Raw genomic sequence first — 15,818 nt, 5'->3', positions numbered from 1 at the left:
CTACAGGTCGAACTCCAGGTGCTCGATGTCCGTGAAGCGGACCTCCTCCAGCCGGCCCGCGCGGCGGCCGTTGTCCTGGAAGTACACGTCCTTGAGCGCTTCGGCGGCGATCTCCTCGAGGCGCTGCTCGGTGGCGCCCTGCTCCTGGGCATCGAAGAGGCGGGCGGCGTAGCGGGTCGGCGTCCTTGCCCGGACCCGACAGCTTCGGCTGCCCGAGCTTCGCTTCCTTGAGAGCCCACTCCACCAGGGACGGGATGGTCTTGGCGGGCACGTTCAGGACCAGGCCGCCGACGCCGTACGCGTACGCCTGGCCCTCGGCGTCGACGTCGACGACCACGAGCGGACCGTTCTCGAACCGCGTATCGGTGCTACCGGCTGGGGTGCCGGCGAGGGCGGCTTTCCGCGCGGGCGGGCGGCGCGATGTCGGCCTGGTCGCGGCCGCCGGATGCGGTACAGCGGCGGGGCGCAGTGCGGTGTTCTCGGACGCAGGCTCCAGGATCGGGCCTGTGGGTTCGGTGCGGGCTTTGGGCGGTTCGGTGCGGGCTTTGGGCGGTTCGGCTCTCGTTGACGCAGGAGCGGATGGGACGGCAAGCGTCTCGGGGACCGCCGTGTCCGTCGCGGGCGCCGCGGCGTTGGGGTCGGCGGGGTAGAGCTGGGCGAGTTGCTCGAGCATGCGGGCGTAGGCGTCACGCTCCGGCGGCCGCGGCTCGGTCCTGCCTGCCTCCCAGCCGCTGACCGTCGCCCGCCGCACCCGCAGTGCGGCGGCCACCTCGTCCAGCGTCAGGCCATGTGCCTGGCGCAGCCGCCTGCGCTCCGCCGGGGGCGGCAACGGGGAACGGGACGCGATGAGCGCGTCGACCGCGTCGAACAGCTCGGACATGCAGAACCTCCTGTCCCCGACCCTAGCGTGAAGCGCACATTTCGCGTACGGAGCGCGTACGGACAGCGTTCGCGTCGTGATCTCGTGAAGCTGGGCAGCGGCCAGGACCGGCAAGAGCCCGGTGGTGGTTGTTGCTTGGTGAGCCCCTGGCTTGGCAGCAGCGTAGAAGACGGGGTGGGCGAGGTTCGCGCAGGCCGGGCGGGAGTGGCTGGGGCCGCTGGCCGGCACCGACTACGGTGGCCCGCTGACCTCCTGGATGGGCAGCGTCATCCGCCTCCGCCGCGGGGCGGCCGGCGGGCCGCCCGGAGCAGGCGCGGTGACGGCGGGCACGGCCGGTGATTCAGCCCTGGAGGGAGGCGAGCCAGGCGGTCAGCAGGCGGTTGACCTCCTCGGGGCGCTCCTGCTGGATCCAGTGCCCGCAGCCGTCCAGGATGTGGGTGGAGGTCAGGCCGGGGAGGGTGGCTGGGTAGGCGTCGATCGCGTCGGCCATCCAGGTCGTGGAGGCATCCAGGGCGCCGCCGATGAACAGGGACGGCTGCTTGATGGGGGCGCCGCGGTACTGGGCGAGGTCCTCCCAGTCGCGGTCCATGGTGCGGTAGCGGTTGAGGGCGCCGGTCATGCCGGTGCGCTCGAACTCCCCGGCGTACACGTCGAGGTCGTCCTCGGTCAGCCAGGTGGGCAGCTTGCCGCCGGGGAAGCGGTCACGCAGCCGGCCGCCGGTGCGGGACACGAAGTGCGGGTCGGGCTCGCCCTGGGCGGGCATGGTGTCGGCGGACAGGGCCGCGTAGAAGCCCGCGAGCCAGCCCCGGACGTCGGGCTCCATCTCCGCTTCGGCCCGGCCGGGCTCCTGGAAGTAGGAGACGTAGAACTCCTCGTCGCCGCCCATCTGCGCGAAGACGTCGGTGGGGCGGGGGCCGCCGGGCGGCGCGTAGGGGACGCTCAGCAGTCCGACGGCGCGGAAGACCTCGGGGTGGAGCAGGGCGGAGGCCGCCGCGATGTTGGAGCCCCAGTCGTGCCCGACGACCACCGCCTTCTCCTCGCCCAGGGCGCGCACCAGGGCGACGTTGTCCTCCACCAGGTCGAGCATCCGGTAGGCGTCCGTCGCGGCCGGTTTGGAGGAGCGGCCGTAGCCGCGCACGTCGAGCGCCGCGGCCCGGTACCCCGCCGCCGCGAGGGCCGGGAGCTGGCGGCGCCAGGAGTACCAGGACTCGGGGAAGCCGTGGACGAGCAGGACCAGCGGTCCGGTGCCCTGCTCGACCAGGTGCAGGCGCCCGGCGGGTGCCTCGATGGTGCGGTGGCTCAGGCCGGCAAACGGCGCGGACTGGTGCATGGCTTCTCCTTGGTTCACGGGTGGCCGCGGTTGTCCACCGATCATGTGGTGCTGTGGCCACCCGACGCGAGTACTCTTGCCATGCTGGCAAACTGGCAGGTCAGGGTGGTGGAAGCGGCACGGCCGGAGGGAGCGCGGTGATGGTGACGGACGACGGCGTAGCTGACACGCTGGCGGCCATGGGCCCCCGGCTGCGGGCCGCGCGCGAGCAGCGCGGCGCCACGCTCACCGGTGTCAGCCGTGCGACCGGGATCTCGCTGAGCACGCTGTCGCGGATCGAGACCGGCAGGCGCAAGCCGACCCTGGAGGTGCTGCTGCACCTCGCGAAGGCGTACGGCATCTCCCTGGACGAGCTGGCCGGCACCGCGCCCGTCGCCGCGGCCGGACCGCGCACCCCGATGTTGCAGCGTCCCGGCGACAAGGCGGTGCTGCCGCTGACCCGGTACGTGGGGGGCCTGCACGCCCACAAGCACGTCCTGCCCGCCGTCGGCGCGCCGCCGACGCGGCCGCGGCAGGTCTCCCACGACGGGTACGAATGGCTGTGCGTCCTGTACGGGCGGCTGTGGCTGGCGCTCGGGGAGCAGGACCTCGTCCTGAGCGCCGGGGAGGTGGCCGAGTTCGACACCCGTACCGCCCATGGAGTCACCAACGCCGGACCCGGCGGCCCGGTCGAGTACCTGATCATGTTCGGGCCGCAGGGAGAGCGCCTACGACCGCGCGCCCCAGCCCCCGGCCGCGGGGTCCGGTAGTGCGGAGCACAGCGTCCGGGACCATCCCCCCGGCGACAGTGGTGACCGGTGACCACCCAGCCGTCGGTGTCCTTGACGTCGACCACCCCGAAATCTCCTGCAGCAGAGCCCGCATGCAACAGGACCGAACTCGCTGCTTGACGTTCGCGTGTCGGGGATCGGTGGTGTTCAGCGCAGGGTGAGCGGGGTCGTGGATGCGACGTGGGACAGTTTCTCCGGGTTGCGGACGTAGTAGAGGCTGGTGACGCGGGCGTCCTCGATGTGGATCGCCATGACGCCGTCGATCTCGCCGTCCAGGCGGACGAGGAGTGCCGGGTTGCCGTTGACCACGGTCGGTTCGGTGGTGAGCGTGCCTTTGAGCTTGCCGATGCCGCCGGCGAACATGCGGGCCACCTTCTCGGCGCCGGTGACCGGCCGCAGCGCGGCGTGTTTGATGCCGCCGCCGTCGCTCATCAGGACGACCTCGGGGGCGAGCACCTCGAGGAGGGCCTGCGGGTCCCCGGTTTCGAGCGCGTGCTGGAACGACTTCAGGACCGCCTGGCTCTGGTTCGCGGAGACCGGCCGGCGGGGGCGGCGGGATTCGACGTGTCGGCGGGCGCGGTGGGCGATCTGGCGGACGGCCGCGGGGCTCTTGTCGACGGCGGCCGCGATCTCGTCGTAGCCGATATCGAAGACCTCGCGCAGCACGAAGACGGCGCGCTCGGTCGGTGACAGCGTCTCGAGGACGAGCATCAGCGCCATCGACACGCTCTCGGCGAGTTCGACGTCCTCGGCCACGTCCGGCGCGGTGAGCAGCGGCTCGGGCAGCCAGGTGCCGACGTATGCCTCCCGGCGGCGCTTCATGGTGCGCAGCCGGTTGAGTGCCTGGCGGGTGGTGATCCGGACCAGGTAGGCGCGCTGGTCGCGTACCTGACCCTGGTCGGCCTTAACCCATCGCAGCCAGGTCTCCTGGAGGACGTCTTCGGCGTCGGCCGCCGATCCGAGTATCTCGTAGGCGACGGTGAAGAGCAGGTTGCGGTGGGCGAGGAACGCCTCGGTCGCCGGGTCGGTGGCGTCGTCGCTCATCTCTCGTCCCTCTTCCTCGTCCTTCGCGGTCGGCCCTGGCGGCCGACCGCGTTCGCGTGCGTCCACGGCAAGATCCTGGCGGCACCCGGCGGTCAGGTTGCCCGGTCGGCGACGGCAGGTACCTCGGCGCGGTGGGCACGCAGCAGTTGCCGGCGCTTGCCGGCCCCTCCCGGAACGCGGTGCAGGCTGTACGAACCGGGCTTGTGCGCCTCGTCGGACAGGTGCTTGGGGATGCCCTTGCAGACCGTTTCCTTGATCCTGGCGCCCAGGCCGTCGTCGATGTGCAGCCACACCGCGACGTCGGACCTGTTGGCGAACTGGAAGATGCCCGCGCTGCGGCCCAGGCTGACGCACTGGGCGGAGAACGACTGGTGGAGGTTGTCCGGCTGCTCACCCGCGAGTCGGCTGAGCACGGTGTCGGCGGCCCGCGCGCCCAGCGGGATCGCGTTCAGGCAGCTCATCCGCAGTGGCAGGCCGGTCGGTGCGGCCGAGTCCCCGGCCGCGACGATGTGCGCGTCGTCCACGCTCGTCAGCGTCTCGTCCGTGAGCAGGCGGCCCACGGCGTCGGTGCTCAGCCCGCTGCGGGCGGCCAGGTCCGGAACGCCGAAGCCGGCGGTCCAGACGGTGACCTCGCTCGGCAGCTCACGGCCGTCGGCGAGCCGCACGGTGTCGCGGGTCACCGCTGTCACCTTCGCGTGGGGGCCGTCGATGAGCGTCACTTTGAGCTCGGTCAGCCGCTGGGCGACCGAGCGCCGGCCCCGGGTGTGCAGGTACGGGCCGAGAACGCCGCCGCAGACCAGGGTCACCCGGCGGCCCTGTTCCGCCAGCTCGGCGGCGGTCTCGATGCCGGTGGGACCGGCGCCGACGACCGTCACCGGGGCCGTCGCGGGAGCGGCGTCGAGGACCGGGCGCAGCCGCTGTGCCGCTTCCAGGGAGGCGATCGGGTAGGCGAACTCGGCCGCGCCCGGCACGCTCGGTTCGGCGCTGCCGCTGCCCACGGCGTAGATCAGGTAGTCGTAGTCGAGCGTGCCGTCGGTCGCCAACGTCACGCTGCGCTCGGCCGCGGCGATCCGGGTCACGGTGTCGACCACCAGCCGGACGCCCTCGGCCAGGACGTCCTGGTAGGCGATGACTGCGTCGTCGGACCCGCCCACCAGTTGGTGCAGGCGGACCCGGTGGACAAAGTCCGGGCGCGGGTTGATCAGTGTCACGGTCACGTCGTCGCGCAGTGTCAGCCGGTTCGCGGCCATCACGCCCGCGTATCCGCCACCGATCACCACCACATGCGTGTTCCCGGTCATTCTGCCTCCTCCGTTTCCACGTGTTCGGCCTCAAGACACCGCGCCATCGGCCGCTGTGACAGGGTGTGATCCGGATCACTTCACTGGGGCTCGACCGGAGCTGGGGCCGCATTGGTTCGCCCGGTCGGGTCGGGCTGCTGTTGTGAGAGTGGGGTCCGCCCCAGAGGGTGCCCTTCTCGCTTCGGATGCGGGCTCGCTTTCGCGTTCGGCGGCCAGGACGTCGCGGTGGCGGGCGTCGTCGACCATCAGCTGGTAGCACGCCACGCTGGAGGCGTCAGCGGGTGCCACCGAGATCCTGGTGACCGGCCGGACCGTGCTGTTCATCGACTTCTCCCGCACCCTGTCCGACGCACTGCTGCCCTTCCTGGGGCTGGTCGCCGGCCTGGCCTTCCTGCTGCTGCTGCTCCTGGTGTTCCGCTCGATCCTGGTGCCGCTCAGGGCCGCCCTCGGATTCCTGCTCTCGGTCAGCGCGGCGCTGGCGCGATGGTCGCGGTGTTCCAACTGGGCCGGGGTGCCGACGTCTTCGGTATCGAGCAGCCCGGTCCGATCATGACGACGATGCCGATCTTCATGATCGGTGTGGTCTTCGGCCTCGCCATGGACTACGCCAAGCACCGCGACGGCCCGGCGCGTCAGTTCCCGACCTGCCTCGGTGCGCAGCGTCGCCGATCCGCCGTACGAGCTCGACGCGCGGTGCGCCTGCGGGCGCGGTCTGCGGGCCTACGGCGGCGGGGACGGGTGCCGGCGGTCACCGACACCGTGCAGTGGTGTGCGCCCGCCGCGGCGACGTGGCCAACTCCCTTGCGGACGCGACCGGTCTGCGGGTGAAGGCGCCGGACGGCATCGCCGCCAGCGGCACGCTGGACCTGGTGGTCGAGACGGTCGCGCGACGGGCCGGAACGGTCAATCTGGGCACTGTGCTACCGGTCTACCTGGACGCTAAGGTCGGCCCCGTGCTGCGGCGCGTGGAGGCGACGGCGCCGGGAGAGCGGGTGCACGCCCCGTTCACGGTCCGGGTGGCACCGGGCGCGACCCCGCAGGCGTACTCCTTCTGCCCGTACACGGTGCAGGATCTCGGGATCACGGCGGCGCGGGTGCACGTCACGGTGCGCCCGGCACCGGACACGGGCACACGCACGGACACCAACGCCTCGTTGGCAGCGGCCGGAATGGAGCGCACGACAGTATGAACATCACGGACAGCGCGACGGATACCCCGGCCGGCGGGCGCTCCTGGGCGCCTCTGAGGCACCGGCCGTTCCGGCACCTGGCGGCCGGACGTCTGCTGGTGTACTTCGCCAACGCGATGGCCCCGGTCGCGCTGGCGTTCGCCGTCCTCGACGCCACGGGACGGGCCACCGACCTGGGCATCGTGGTGGGGGCGCGTTCGCTGGCGAACGTGGCTCTGCTGCTGCTCGGCGGGGTGGTGGCGGACCGGGTGCGACGCACCCTCGTCCTGCAGGGTTCGGCGCTCGGCGCGTCGGCGGTCCAGGCGGCCATCGCCCTGAGCGTGCTCCTGGACGCCACGTCCATCCCGCTGCTCGTGCTGCTCAGCGTCCTCAACGGCGCGCTCGCCGCCCTGTCCCTGCCCGCCTCCGCCGCGCTCACCCCGCAGACCGTGCCGGGCGATCTGATCCGTCCGGCCAACGCGGTGATGCGTATGGGCACCAACCTCGGTGCGATCGCCGGATCGTCGCTCGCGGGCGTCGTCGCCGCGGTGTTCGGCCCCGGCTGGGGACTTTTGGGCAATGCGGTGGCGTTCGTCGGGGCCGCGGTGTGCTTCTTCGGCGTGAAGCCGAAGGACGAGAGGCCTGCCGCCCCGGCTGAGCGGACCCGCCCGCTGCGTGAACTGCGGGAGGGCTGGCAGGAGTTCACCGCCCGCCGCTGGGTGTGGATCGTGGTGGCGCAGTTCATGGTGGTCAACGCGGTCATCGCGGGCGGTGTGCAGGTGCTCGGGCCGATCGTCGCCGACGCCACGTTCGGGCGCGGTGTGTGGGGCGCGGTGCTGGCCGCGCAGATGGCGGGGGCGGTCGCCGGCGGTGTCCTCGCCGCTCGCTCCCGGGCCCGGCACGCGCTGCTCATCGGCGTCGCGCTGGTGGCGGTCGAGTCGCTTCCCCTGGTGGTGCTCGCCGAGGCACCGGGCGCCCTGCTGCTGGGCGTCGCGATGTTCGCGAACGGCGTCGCCCTCGAACAGTTCGGCGTGGCCTGGGACGTGTCGCTGCAGGAGAACATCCCGGCGGACCGGCTGGCGCGGGTGTACTCCTACGACGCGCTCGGCTCGTTCGTGGCCTTGCCGCTGGGCGAGATGACCGCGGGCCCGGTCGCCGCGCACTTCGGAGTGCGCGCCACGCTCCTCGCGGGCGCCGTGCTGGTCGTCCTCGCGACGGCGGGGGCCCTGTGCAGCCGGCAGGTACGTGCCCTGACGACGGGCCGGCCTGTCGCGTTGGCCCCGCAGACGGCAGCGGGCGAGCGGACGACGGCCGCGGCGGCCACGCGGTGACCCGTCCTGTGGCGGTTGCCGTGGGACGGGTCCAGGGTGGGGCGTGACGCCCGGTCGCCTACCGCACGATCTCAGGAGCTGCGGGCGAAGTGGGCGTCGATGTCGCCCACGCTGGTGGCCGGGTCGGCCACCAGCGTGGACAGTTCGCCGTCGGTGTGATGGCGGGTGGCGACGGCGGGGCACCGGCGGCAGGCGGCGACGCCGGCCTGTCCCCCCACTCGCCTGCTCCCTCGTGGGCCCGCAGTCGTTCACCCCGGTGAGTGCCTCCAACAGCTTCTGGCGCTACGTCGGACTCGACCGCCCCTGCTGGATCGACGTCGAACGGGTGGCCTTCGAGAGCGGCAGCACGGTGACGGTGGAGGTCGTCGGGCGCCAGGACGGGCACAACGTCTTCTCCTCGACGCTGACGGGACGCGTGGACTGAGACAAGTCGCGCGGTCGCCCGACACGCACGGACAGGGCGGCGTACTCCGACGTGAGGTCGGGGTACGCCGCCCTGTCCATGGACAGCCGCGGGCCGGGGCCCGCGCTGTCGCGGTGGTTACTTCGGGTCCTTGTTGAACGTCGAGGCCGACCAGAAGTAGCCGAGAGCCGCGAGGCCGAGGCTCCAGCCGACGGCGAGCCAGCCGTTGTGGCCGATGTCGGTGCCCAGCAGGAGTCCGCGCAGGGTCTCGATGGCGGGAGTGAACGGCTGGTACTCGGCGATGGGCTGGAACCAGCCCGGCATCGAGTCGAGCGGCACGAACGCGCTGGAGATCATGGGCAGCAGGATCAGCGGCATCGCGTTGTTGCTGGCCGCCTCCGCGTTCGGGCTGACCAGGCCCATGCCGACAGCGATCCAGGTGAGCGCCAGAGCGAAGAGGACCAGCAGACCGAAGGCGGCGAGCCACTCCACAACGCCCGCGCCCGAGGAGCGGAAGCCCATCGCGACACCGACCGCGCCGACGAGGACCACGCTGATGATCGCCTGCAGGACGCTGCCGACGACGTGCCCGATGAGGACGCAGGCGCGGTGGATGGCCATGGTGCGAAAGCGGGCGATGATGCCCTCCGCCATGTCGCCGGAGACGGAGACCGCGGTGCCGATCGTGGTCGAGCCGATCGTCATGAGCAGGATGCCGGGGACGATGTAGGCGATGTAGGTGTCGCGGCCCGCGCCGCCACTGATGGCTCCGCCGAAGATGTAGACGAACAGCAGGAGCAGCATGACCGGCGTGAGCAGCAGGTTCAGGGTGAGCGAGGGGTAGCGCCGCGCGTGCAGGAGGTTGCGGCGCAGCATGGTGGACGAGTCACGGACGGCGAGGGAGAGGGAGCTCATCGCGCAGCCTCCATCGGCTGGTCGGTACGGGCGGGCCGGGCGGGGGCGTCGGTGAGGGCGAAGAAGACGTCGTCGAGGTCGGGGGTGTGCACGGTGAGTTCGTCGGCTTCGACGCCGGCGAGGTCGAGCCGGTCCAGAACAAAGCGCAGCGCGCGCTGGCTGCCGTCGCTGGGGACCTGGAGCGAGAGGGCGTCGTCGTCGCGGGTGGCGGTGTCCAGGGCCGAGGCGGCGCTTTGGTAGGCGGCCGGGTCGGCGAACCGCAGCCGCACGTGTCCGCCCGGGATCAGCCGCTTGAGTTCGTCGGCCGTGCCCTGCGCGGCGATCTTTCCGTTGTTCAGCACCGCGATCCGGTCGGCGAGTTCGTCGGCCTCCTGAAGGTACTGCGTGGTCAAGAAGACCGTGACGCCGCCGGTGACAAGTTCGCGGATGATCTGCCACATGTTGTGGCGCGAGCGCGGGTCGAGGCCGGTGGTCGGCTCGTCCAGGAAGATGATCCTGGGGCCGCCGACCAGGGTCATGGCGATGTCGAGGCGGCGCTTCATGCCGCCGGAGTAGGTCGAGGCGGGCTTCTTCGAGGCCTCCACCAGGTCGAAGCGTTCCAGCAGTTCGGCGGTGACCCGACGGCCCTCGCGCTTGGACAGGTGGTGCAGGTCGGCCATCAGGAGCATGTTCTCCTCCCCCGTGATCAGCCCGTCCACGGCGGAGAACTGGCCGGTCACCCCGATCGCCGCACGCACGGCCTGTGCCCGGGCCGTGAGGTCGTGGCCGGCGATCTGCGCCTGTCCTTGGTCGGCGCTGATCAGTGTGGAGAGGATCTTGACGGCGGTGGTCTTGCCCGCGCCGTTCGGGCCGAGCAGGGAGAAGATCGTTCCCTCGGGCACGGACAGGTCGATGCCGTCGAGAACCACCTTGTCACCGTACGACTTGCGCACACCGCGCGCGGCGACAGCCAGGTTCGTCATGAGCGGTACTCCTTCTTGTGGCCGCAGGCGGTCAGAGGCTGCGGGCGGTGATGTCGCCGTGGGCGGTGGTGGCGTGGACGGTGAGGGCGGCATCGGCGCCCTGGGTGCCCAGCAGGCTGTTGGTGACGCGGCCGTAGGTGGTGCCGGCGTCGAGGACGGTGGAGGTGCCGCGGGCGGTGGTGACGGCGATGTCGCCCTGCTCGGTGCGCAGGGTGAGGGTGCCGCCGACCGCTTCGGTGACCGTCAGATCGCCCTTGTGGGTGGCGAGGTGGGCGGTGCCGTCCAGGCGGCCGAGAGTGATGTCCCCGGCGGCGAGGGTCAGGCGCGCGCTCGCGGCCTCGTCCACCTCGACCGAGCCCTGGGCGCCCTCGAAGGTGACGTCGTCGAGGCGTCCGACGGCGCAAAACTCGCCGCTGGCCGCCCTGGCCTGGACGCGGGAGCCGGCGGGCAACTGGACGGTGACCTCGACAGAGCCAAAGTTCCCGAGGACGCGGTGCGTGTCGGGGACCGCGATGTGCAGCACACCGTCGTCGTAGGCGATCCGAACCTGCTCGGCGGCCTTCACGTCGCGGCCCTTGGAGGCGTCGGCGGGCAGGACCTCGACCGTGGTGTCGGCGCGGTCGGCGGCGATGAGCTGGATACGGCCGGCGGGGATGTCCAGGACGGTCGAGACCGGGGCGGGGGTAGCGAACTTCTGCATGGTTCTCTCCTTGCTCCTCGTTGCGAGCTCCACCATCCACCCGCTGTTTCTGACGATGGAAACGCTACGTTGCTTTCAAGTTTCGAGCAATATACTTGTTGCGCATGTTCGCCATTTATGCAGGTGAAGGTGATGAAATCGTTGCTCTGGCCTGTGATTTAACGCAACGAAGTGCACTTCGAACGTTGCAATGAATGAGGGTGAACGCTCTTCTCGCCATCCCGGCGCACCGGCGGTCACCACGCCGGTTCCGCGGTGCGCCCCCGCACCGGCGAGGCGGCGCCGGCAACCCGCTGGATCAGCCGGCGAGCCGCCCGCAGCAACGACGCCCCGCGAGCCGCCTGGCCCCGCTCCCGCAGCACGCGCGCGTCCTCGAACAGGCCCCGGGCAGTGTGTGCCATGAGCTCTCGGTCCACCGCGCACAACCGCCCGCGCGCACCGTCGGCCACCACCGCGAGCAGCGGGGCGGCGACCTCGGCCGGCGAGGCCCGTGCCGCGCGGAGCACGTGCGCGGCACGCAACCCGAGCCGGGCCCGGCCCGGTACACCGATGCCGGCGAGGACGGCGGCCCGCACCGCCGACTCCCTGCGACCCAGGCCATCCAGGAAGCCACACGCACACAGGACGGCCAGGCCGGGCAACACGCTGGACGCACCCCCCACCAAGGCGCCCAGGCAACTGCCGCCGCTTTGGCGGACATCCGAGATCAGGGGTTGAGTCCCCGGAAGGATGTCCACCATGGAGAGCATGGGGAGGAAGAAGCCTCGTCCTCGCCGCTCGTTCACGCCGGAGTTCAAGGCCGAGATCGTCGAGCTGTGCCGACGCGGTGACCGCTCGGTCGGCCAGGTCGCCAAGGACTTCGATCTGACCGAGACCGCGGTGCGCGACTGGGTCAAGCAGGCCGAGGTCGATGCTGGCAAGCGCGACGGCCTGACCAGCAGCGAACGCGAGGAGTTGGCTCAGCTGCGGCCGGAGAACCGCCGCCTGCGTGAGGACGTGGAGTCCTCAAGCGGGCCACGGCTTTCTTCGCCAAGGAGACCCGGTGAGCGTGCACCCGTTCATCGAGGCGGAGAAGCAGGCAGGTCACAGCGTCAAACGCGCGTGTGAGCTGCTGAAGGTCTCCCGAGCCGCCTTCTATGCCCGCCGCAGCGGCGCCGCCGGCCCCCGGGCCGTGCAGGACGCCGAGCTGACCGAGCAGATCACCGCAGTCCACGCCCAGTCCCGTGGCACCTACGGGGCCCCGCGCGTCCACGCCGTTCTCAAGCGCGAGGGCGCCGGATGCGGGCGCCGCAGAGTGGCCCGGCTCATGCGCCTGGCCGGACTGACCGGCCGGCACCGCAGACGCCGGCACCGCACCACGATCCCCGATCCGCACGCGGCCACTCGCCCCGACCTGGTCCTTCGCGACTTCCAGCCCGACCCGGCTGCGGTCGACACCCGCTGGTGCGGTGACATCACCTACATCGCCACCGAGGAAGGCTGGCTCTACCTGGCCACCGTCATCGACATCGCCTCCCGCCGTGTCGTCGGCTGGGCCACCGCCGACCACCTGCGAACCGAGTTGGTCGCCGACGCCCTGCGAGCCGCCTGCCGCACCCGCCGTCCGGCCGATCCGGTGATCTTCCACTCCGATCGCGGCTGCCAGTACACCAGCCGTAAATTCGCCCTGCTTGCCTCGGAGTTCGGCGCCCGGCTCTCAGTCGGCCGCACCGGGAAGTGCTGGGACAACGCGCTGGCTGAGTCCTTCTTCGCCACCTTGAAGAACGAGCTGACCGACGCCCGTCCCTGGCCCAGCCGGACCACCGCACGCACCGCGATATTCGAGTGGATCGAAAGCTGGTACAACTTGCAGCGGCTGCACAGCAGCCTCGGATACCGCACACCCGCCGACTACGAGGCTGCTCCGGCGGCCTGACCACCACACAGATGGTGTCTGCCAAAGCGGAACAAGCTCACCGATGAAGTTGGTTGCGTTGGGTGGGTGTCCCTTGGGAGGGAGTGATCAGCTTGCCGAACTGTCGCGGGCTCAGCCCAGTGAACGGGGCTATCCATGACGACTCCGACGCCGTAATCACACCAGCCATGCGGCAGACCATTTCAGTTGCCGACACGCCTCCCCGCGACTGATCCTGGGCACCGGACAAGCAAGGAGGACAGGATGGGGCTCATGCTCTTCCCAGGAGACGGCGACGTGACCAGCCCGGACGTCTCCTGGTCCTACACCGGCTTCAACATGTTCAGGGAGTGGCTGGCCCACGCGGAGGGACTCACCCTTGCTGAGATGAACGGATTCGGTGGAGACCACACGTGGAGCAGCATCTCCACCACGCTGGCACCGCTACTCGACCATCCAGACGATGACGGCTCTCTCACGCCCGTTCAATGCGCAGCCATGCTGCCCAGGCTGGAGGCGATCATCGATCAGCTCCAACACGAGGACAGCGACCCCGTTCTCCAGCGACGCGTCGACGACGCCCGTCAACTGGTCACCGTCATGACGTACTGCTTGGACAAGGACGTCGAGCTCATCTTCGGATGACCGCCGCAGGCAGTCTCCCGTCGGAGATGACCAGCAGTTACGGGACAGCCCTTAGGCTGCGTGTTCCCCGGCGCCGTGGACGGCCCAGGACCAGGCCCGACGTGGTCCTGGCGGACAAAGCGTATTCCTCACGTGCGATCCGCGAGCACCTGCGCAAGCGCGGCATTCGAGCCGTGATCCCCGTCCCGGCCGACCAGCAAGGTCACCGGCTGCGTCGCGGCAGCCGTGGCGGCAGCCGTGGCGGCAGGCCACCGGTCTTCGACCGGGAGACCCACAGGCAGCGCAACACCGTCGAGCGATGCATCAACCGACTCAAGCAGTGGCGAGGCATCGCCACCCGCCATGAGAAGACCGCGACCATCTACCTAGCCGGACTGCATATCGCTGGCATCTCCCTCTGGTCAGGATCATGATCAGCACCTTGCAGTCAGCCCGAGGGGTGAGCCATGCACGACGAGTACCCGAGCTTCCCGGGGTTCGAGAACGTCAGCCTGGAAGACAGCTACGTACTGGACATCGCGATCCACCCTGGTTCCTTGACCCTCCAGCTCGATCTGCTGCTCTTGCCATCACACCCCGAATACCGGACCCCGCTGCCGGAGGAACGTGCCTGCTTCCGATCAGCCGCCGTCGTCTTCTCACGCGTACGTGACCTGCACTGGACGGGCCAGAGTGCCATCAAGCCTGCAATCGACGCGAGCGGCTGTGCCGACTTCGGATCAGTTGACTCCCTGACCAGACTCGATGACGGCTACCAGATCCTCGGCGACTGGGGCGAGATCAACCTGCGGTCAGATGCGCCTTCCCTGTCCATCGATCCGGAGTCGCGCGGGATCGCCGAGTTTTGAGAGCACTCGAGTGCTTGCTTCGAGACCATGATCGTGATCTCGGACTCGGGTGGGGCCGAAGGCCGTGCCCGGGGACCCGCTGGTGTGAACCGACGGTGTGTCAGGCCGAAGGCGGGCCGTGGCCGTGGCCGGGTGATCCACAGTGGCGGAAGGAAATCCTCCGCCGAGAGGACCTCTTCCGTCTTCTGGAGTGGATCGTGACGTTCTCACTGTCGGATGCTGCCCGCCGGTCGGGACCTGGTGCCGGGCATCGTGCCGGCTCGGCCGCCGCCCGGGGCCGGGCGCTGGCCGTGGCGGCCGGCGTGTTCTGTACCGCCGCCATCGCTCCGGTGGCGCTGTCCGGGGCCGCCCACGCGCAGGGCACCTGTACGGTCTCAGGCCCCACCACCACCTGCACGTTCGCCTTCACCAGCGCCGAGCAAACCTTCACCGTGCCCAGCGGTGTCACGCAGGTCGACGTCATGGCGATCGGCGCCGGCGGCGGCGTGGAGGACAACGGCGTGAGCGGCGGCCGGGGCGCCCAGGTGTCCGGCACGCTCACCGGGCTGTCCGGCGGGCAGACCCTCTACGTCGAAGTCGGCGGCACCCCCACCAACGGCTCGTGCGCCGGCAGCGCGCAGTGCGCCGGTGGCTTCAACGGCGGCGGCAGTACCCACTTCGGCGGAGGAGGCGGCGGTGCCTCCGACGTCCGCACCCAGCCCGGCACCACCCCCCTGACCACCACCGACTCCCGCCTCATCGTGGCCGCGGGCGGCGGCGGAGCCGGCTGGGCCGGCCAGTGCACCGGAAGCCCGGGCGGAGACGCCGGTCAGCCAGGCGCGGACGCGACCTGCAGCGGAGGAGACGGCGGCGGGGCGGGCACGTCCACCCACGGCGGGACCGGCGGCACCGGCGGGGGCGGAGTGTTCGACGGTGGCCCCGGCACGCTCGGTGTCGGCGGCACCGGCGGCGGCCCGGGCAACTCCCTGACCGGTGGCGGCGGAGGCGGGGGCTACTACGGCGGAGGCGGCGGCGGCAACATCAACCCCTTCATCACTCCGAGCGGCGGCGGGGGTGGCGGAGGCGGCGGCTCGTCCCTGGTCCCCACCGGCGGCACCGGCCCCACGGTGACCAGCGCCGCCGCGGGCATCACCATCAGCTACCTCACCCCGGGCAAGCCCGTGACCACGGATCTGGTCTCGCGCCCGCACCGGACCCCACGAGTTGGCAAGACGGTGCAACTACGCGATGTGGTCTGCCCCACCGCCAGGAGCGCCAGGACAAGGCCCACCGGAACCGTGGTATTCACCGACACCACCAACCACACCACCCTGGGCACAGCTCCCCTGAGGCCCTTCCGCCGGAACTGCGCCGCCGCGATGGTCATCACCTCGTTCCGGAGCGTCGGCATGCACACCATCACGGCCGTCTACAGCGGCGACACCGTCTACCAGGGCAACAGCGGGAACCCAGAAACCCTCACGCTGACGGTGCGCCCGCGCTGGTGACGCCGCAGCACAACCATTAGGCACACCCCTACGGGCCCCTGCCGAACCACCCACCCGGCCGGGGGCCCCACACGTCCCGCCCCACCGACACGCCCTCCCGGGTGCTCTCGATTCCCACCGACATCTCCCGGCATCTCGA

General features: G+C 71.0%; 18 protein-coding genes and 4 pseudogenes. 11 read left to right on the top strand and 11 right to left on the bottom strand.

Annotated elements, in window-relative coordinates:
• The 3 genes and pseudogenes from ACTYVM_RS32890 to ACTYVM_RS32880 all read right to left on the bottom strand — a co-directional run.
• Nucleotides 1–180, bottom strand: a pseudogene (locus ACTYVM_RS32890) (telomere-protecting terminal protein Tpg); the annotation flags it as partial.
• Nucleotides 170–880 (bottom strand): annotated as a pseudogene (locus tag ACTYVM_RS32885) (helix-turn-helix domain-containing protein); the annotation flags it as partial. The pseudogenes ACTYVM_RS32885 and ACTYVM_RS32890, both read right to left, overlap by 11 nt.
• 340 nt (nucleotides 881–1,220) lie before the next feature.
• Nucleotides 1,221–2,210, bottom strand: coding sequence for an alpha/beta fold hydrolase (locus ACTYVM_RS32880; RefSeq protein WP_445529481.1), 990 nt, complete (start codon nucleotides 2,208–2,210; stop codon nucleotides 1,221–1,223).
• A 140-nt stretch (nucleotides 2,211–2,350) separates the two neighbouring features.
• Here ACTYVM_RS32880 and ACTYVM_RS32875 point away from each other — a divergent pair, with 140 nt between their 5' ends.
• On the top strand, nucleotides 2,351–2,959 hold the full coding sequence (locus ACTYVM_RS32875; protein ID WP_445529480.1) for a helix-turn-helix domain-containing protein: 609 nt from the start codon (nucleotides 2,351–2,353) through the stop codon (nucleotides 2,957–2,959).
• Between the two features lie 168 nt (nucleotides 2,960–3,127).
• Here the strand turns inward: ACTYVM_RS32875 and ACTYVM_RS32870 are convergent, their stop codons facing one another.
• Together ACTYVM_RS32870 and ACTYVM_RS32865 are read right to left on the bottom strand one after the other, a co-directional pair.
• Nucleotides 3,128–4,024, bottom strand: coding sequence for an RNA polymerase sigma-70 factor (locus tag ACTYVM_RS32870; RefSeq protein ID WP_445529479.1), 897 nt, complete (start codon nucleotides 4,022–4,024; stop codon nucleotides 3,128–3,130).
• A gap of 92 nt (nucleotides 4,025–4,116) precedes the next feature.
• Nucleotides 4,117–5,325 carry an NAD(P)/FAD-dependent oxidoreductase gene (locus ACTYVM_RS32865; RefSeq protein ID WP_445529478.1) on the bottom strand — a complete coding sequence of 403 codons (1,209 nt, stop codon included), beginning with the start codon at nucleotides 5,323–5,325 and terminating at the stop codon, nucleotides 4,117–4,119.
• A 268-nt stretch (nucleotides 5,326–5,593) separates the two neighbouring features.
• Here ACTYVM_RS32865 and ACTYVM_RS32860 point away from each other — a divergent pair.
• From ACTYVM_RS32860 to ACTYVM_RS32850, 3 genes and pseudogenes are all read left to right on the top strand, one after another.
• A pseudogene (locus ACTYVM_RS32860) lies at nucleotides 5,594–5,931 on the top strand (MMPL family transporter); the annotation flags it as partial.
• A gap of 161 nt (nucleotides 5,932–6,092) precedes the next feature.
• Nucleotides 6,093–6,515 (top strand): hypothetical protein, encoded by a 423-nt coding sequence (locus ACTYVM_RS32855; RefSeq protein ID WP_445529517.1) that lies wholly within the window; start codon nucleotides 6,093–6,095, stop codon nucleotides 6,513–6,515.
• Nucleotides 6,512–7,825, top strand: a complete 1,314-nt coding sequence (locus ACTYVM_RS32850) for an MFS transporter (RefSeq protein WP_445529477.1) — start codon at nucleotides 6,512–6,514, stop codon at nucleotides 7,823–7,825. The genes ACTYVM_RS32855 and ACTYVM_RS32850 overlap by 4 nt, the downstream gene beginning before the upstream one ends.
• 71 nt (nucleotides 7,826–7,896) lie before the next feature.
• Here the strand turns inward: ACTYVM_RS32850 and ACTYVM_RS32845 are convergent, their stop codons facing one another.
• The gene (locus ACTYVM_RS32845) at nucleotides 7,897–8,043 is read right to left on the bottom strand and encodes a hypothetical protein (RefSeq protein WP_445529476.1); all 147 of its coding nucleotides are present in this window, start codon (nucleotides 8,041–8,043) and stop codon (nucleotides 7,897–7,899) included.
• Between the two features lie 14 nt (nucleotides 8,044–8,057).
• Between ACTYVM_RS32845 and ACTYVM_RS32840 the strand changes: the two genes are divergently transcribed.
• On the top strand, nucleotides 8,058–8,249 hold the full coding sequence (locus tag ACTYVM_RS32840) for a hotdog family protein (RefSeq protein WP_445529475.1): 192 nt from the start codon (nucleotides 8,058–8,060) through the stop codon (nucleotides 8,247–8,249).
• Nucleotides 8,250–8,366: 117 nt separating this feature from the next.
• Here ACTYVM_RS32840 and ACTYVM_RS32835 read toward each other — a convergent pair whose 3' ends face one another.
• The 4 genes from ACTYVM_RS32835 to ACTYVM_RS32820 form a co-directional block, all read right to left on the bottom strand.
• A complete protein-coding gene (locus tag ACTYVM_RS32835; RefSeq protein WP_445529474.1) occupies nucleotides 8,367–9,143 on the bottom strand; it encodes an ABC transporter permease in 777 nt (258 codons plus the stop codon).
• Nucleotides 9,140–10,105 (bottom strand): ATP-binding cassette domain-containing protein, encoded by a 966-nt coding sequence (locus ACTYVM_RS32830; RefSeq protein WP_445529473.1) that lies wholly within the window; start codon nucleotides 10,103–10,105, stop codon nucleotides 9,140–9,142. The genes ACTYVM_RS32835 and ACTYVM_RS32830 overlap by 4 nt, the downstream gene beginning before the upstream one ends.
• Before the next feature lie 31 nt (nucleotides 10,106–10,136).
• Nucleotides 10,137–10,805 carry a DUF4097 family beta strand repeat-containing protein gene (locus ACTYVM_RS32825; protein ID WP_445529472.1) on the bottom strand — a complete coding sequence of 223 codons (669 nt, stop codon included), beginning with the start codon at nucleotides 10,803–10,805 and terminating at the stop codon, nucleotides 10,137–10,139.
• A gap of 236 nt (nucleotides 10,806–11,041) precedes the next feature.
• On the bottom strand, nucleotides 11,042–11,380 hold the full coding sequence (locus ACTYVM_RS32820; protein ID WP_445529471.1) for a hypothetical protein: 339 nt from the start codon (nucleotides 11,378–11,380) through the stop codon (nucleotides 11,042–11,044).
• Nucleotides 11,381–11,543: 163 nt separating this feature from the next.
• Here ACTYVM_RS32820 and ACTYVM_RS32815 point away from each other — a divergent pair, with 163 nt between their 5' ends.
• Entirely contained in the window at nucleotides 11,544–11,912 is a 369-nt protein-coding gene (locus ACTYVM_RS32815; RefSeq protein ID WP_445529470.1) for a transposase, read from the top strand.
• Nucleotides 11,848–12,720 carry an IS3 family transposase gene (locus tag ACTYVM_RS32810; RefSeq protein ID WP_445529469.1) on the top strand — a complete coding sequence of 291 codons (873 nt, stop codon included), beginning with the start codon at nucleotides 11,848–11,850 and terminating at the stop codon, nucleotides 12,718–12,720. Before ACTYVM_RS32815 ends, ACTYVM_RS32810 begins: the two co-directional genes overlap by 65 nt.
• Nucleotides 12,721–12,802: 82 nt before the next feature.
• Here the strand turns inward: ACTYVM_RS32810 and ACTYVM_RS32805 are convergent.
• Nucleotides 12,803–12,889 (bottom strand): annotated as a pseudogene (locus tag ACTYVM_RS32805) (IS5/IS1182 family transposase); the annotation flags it as partial.
• Nucleotides 12,890–12,963: 74 nt separating this feature from the next.
• Between ACTYVM_RS32805 and ACTYVM_RS32800 the strand changes: the two are divergent.
• From ACTYVM_RS32800 to ACTYVM_RS32785, 4 genes are all read left to right on the top strand, one after another.
• Nucleotides 12,964–13,344 carry a hypothetical protein gene (locus tag ACTYVM_RS32800; RefSeq protein ID WP_445529468.1) on the top strand — a complete coding sequence of 127 codons (381 nt, stop codon included), beginning with the start codon at nucleotides 12,964–12,966 and terminating at the stop codon, nucleotides 13,342–13,344.
• Nucleotides 13,341–13,757, top strand: coding sequence for a transposase (locus ACTYVM_RS32795; RefSeq protein WP_445529467.1), 417 nt, complete (start codon nucleotides 13,341–13,343; stop codon nucleotides 13,755–13,757). Before ACTYVM_RS32800 ends, ACTYVM_RS32795 begins: the two co-directional genes overlap by 4 nt.
• Nucleotides 13,758–13,790: 33 nt before the next feature.
• Complete coding sequence (locus ACTYVM_RS32790; RefSeq protein ID WP_445529466.1) at nucleotides 13,791–14,192, top strand: hypothetical protein; 402 nt, start codon at nucleotides 13,791–13,793, stop codon at nucleotides 14,190–14,192.
• Nucleotides 14,193–14,389: 197 nt separating this feature from the next.
• Complete coding sequence (locus ACTYVM_RS32785) at nucleotides 14,390–15,679, top strand: Ig-like domain repeat protein (RefSeq protein ID WP_445528196.1); 1,290 nt, start codon at nucleotides 14,390–14,392, stop codon at nucleotides 15,677–15,679.
• Nucleotides 15,680–15,818: the final 139 nt, after the last annotated feature.

The sequence above is a fragment of the Streptomyces cyslabdanicus genome, from assembly GCF_052663305.1.
Note: the sequence above shows the minus strand (reverse complement) of the source record. Positions and strands in the feature narration are given on the sequence as shown.

What these genes read in the sequence shown, in the direction of transcription:
- ACTYVM_RS32880 (WP_445529481.1), bottom strand. Translation starts at nt 2,210, where the DNA reads ATGCACCAGTCCGCGCCGTTTGCCGGCCTGAGCCACCGCACCATCGAG.
- ACTYVM_RS32875 (WP_445529480.1), top strand. Translation starts at nt 2,351, where the DNA reads ATGGTGACGGACGACGGCGTAGCTGACACGCTGGCGGCCATGGGCCCC.
- ACTYVM_RS32870 (WP_445529479.1), bottom strand. Translation starts at nt 4,024, where the DNA reads ATGAGCGACGACGCCACCGACCCGGCGACCGAGGCGTTCCTCGCCCAC.
- ACTYVM_RS32865 (WP_445529478.1), bottom strand. Translation starts at nt 5,325, where the DNA reads ATGACCGGGAACACGCATGTGGTGGTGATCGGTGGCGGATACGCGGGC.
- ACTYVM_RS32850 (WP_445529477.1), top strand. Translation starts at nt 6,512, where the DNA reads ATGAACATCACGGACAGCGCGACGGATACCCCGGCCGGCGGGCGCTCC.
- ACTYVM_RS32835 (WP_445529474.1), bottom strand. Translation starts at nt 9,143, where the DNA reads ATGAGCTCCCTCTCCCTCGCCGTCCGTGACTCGTCCACCATGCTGCGC.
- ACTYVM_RS32830 (WP_445529473.1), bottom strand. Translation starts at nt 10,105, where the DNA reads ATGACGAACCTGGCTGTCGCCGCGCGCGGTGTGCGCAAGTCGTACGGT.
- ACTYVM_RS32825 (WP_445529472.1), bottom strand. Translation starts at nt 10,805, where the DNA reads ATGCAGAAGTTCGCTACCCCCGCCCCGGTCTCGACCGTCCTGGACATC.
- ACTYVM_RS32815 (WP_445529470.1), top strand. Translation starts at nt 11,544, where the DNA reads ATGGAGAGCATGGGGAGGAAGAAGCCTCGTCCTCGCCGCTCGTTCACG.
- ACTYVM_RS32800 (WP_445529468.1), top strand. Translation starts at nt 12,964, where the DNA reads ATGGGGCTCATGCTCTTCCCAGGAGACGGCGACGTGACCAGCCCGGAC.
- ACTYVM_RS32795 (WP_445529467.1), top strand. Translation starts at nt 13,341, where the DNA reads ATGACCGCCGCAGGCAGTCTCCCGTCGGAGATGACCAGCAGTTACGGG.
- ACTYVM_RS32790 (WP_445529466.1), top strand. Translation starts at nt 13,791, where the DNA reads ATGCACGACGAGTACCCGAGCTTCCCGGGGTTCGAGAACGTCAGCCTG.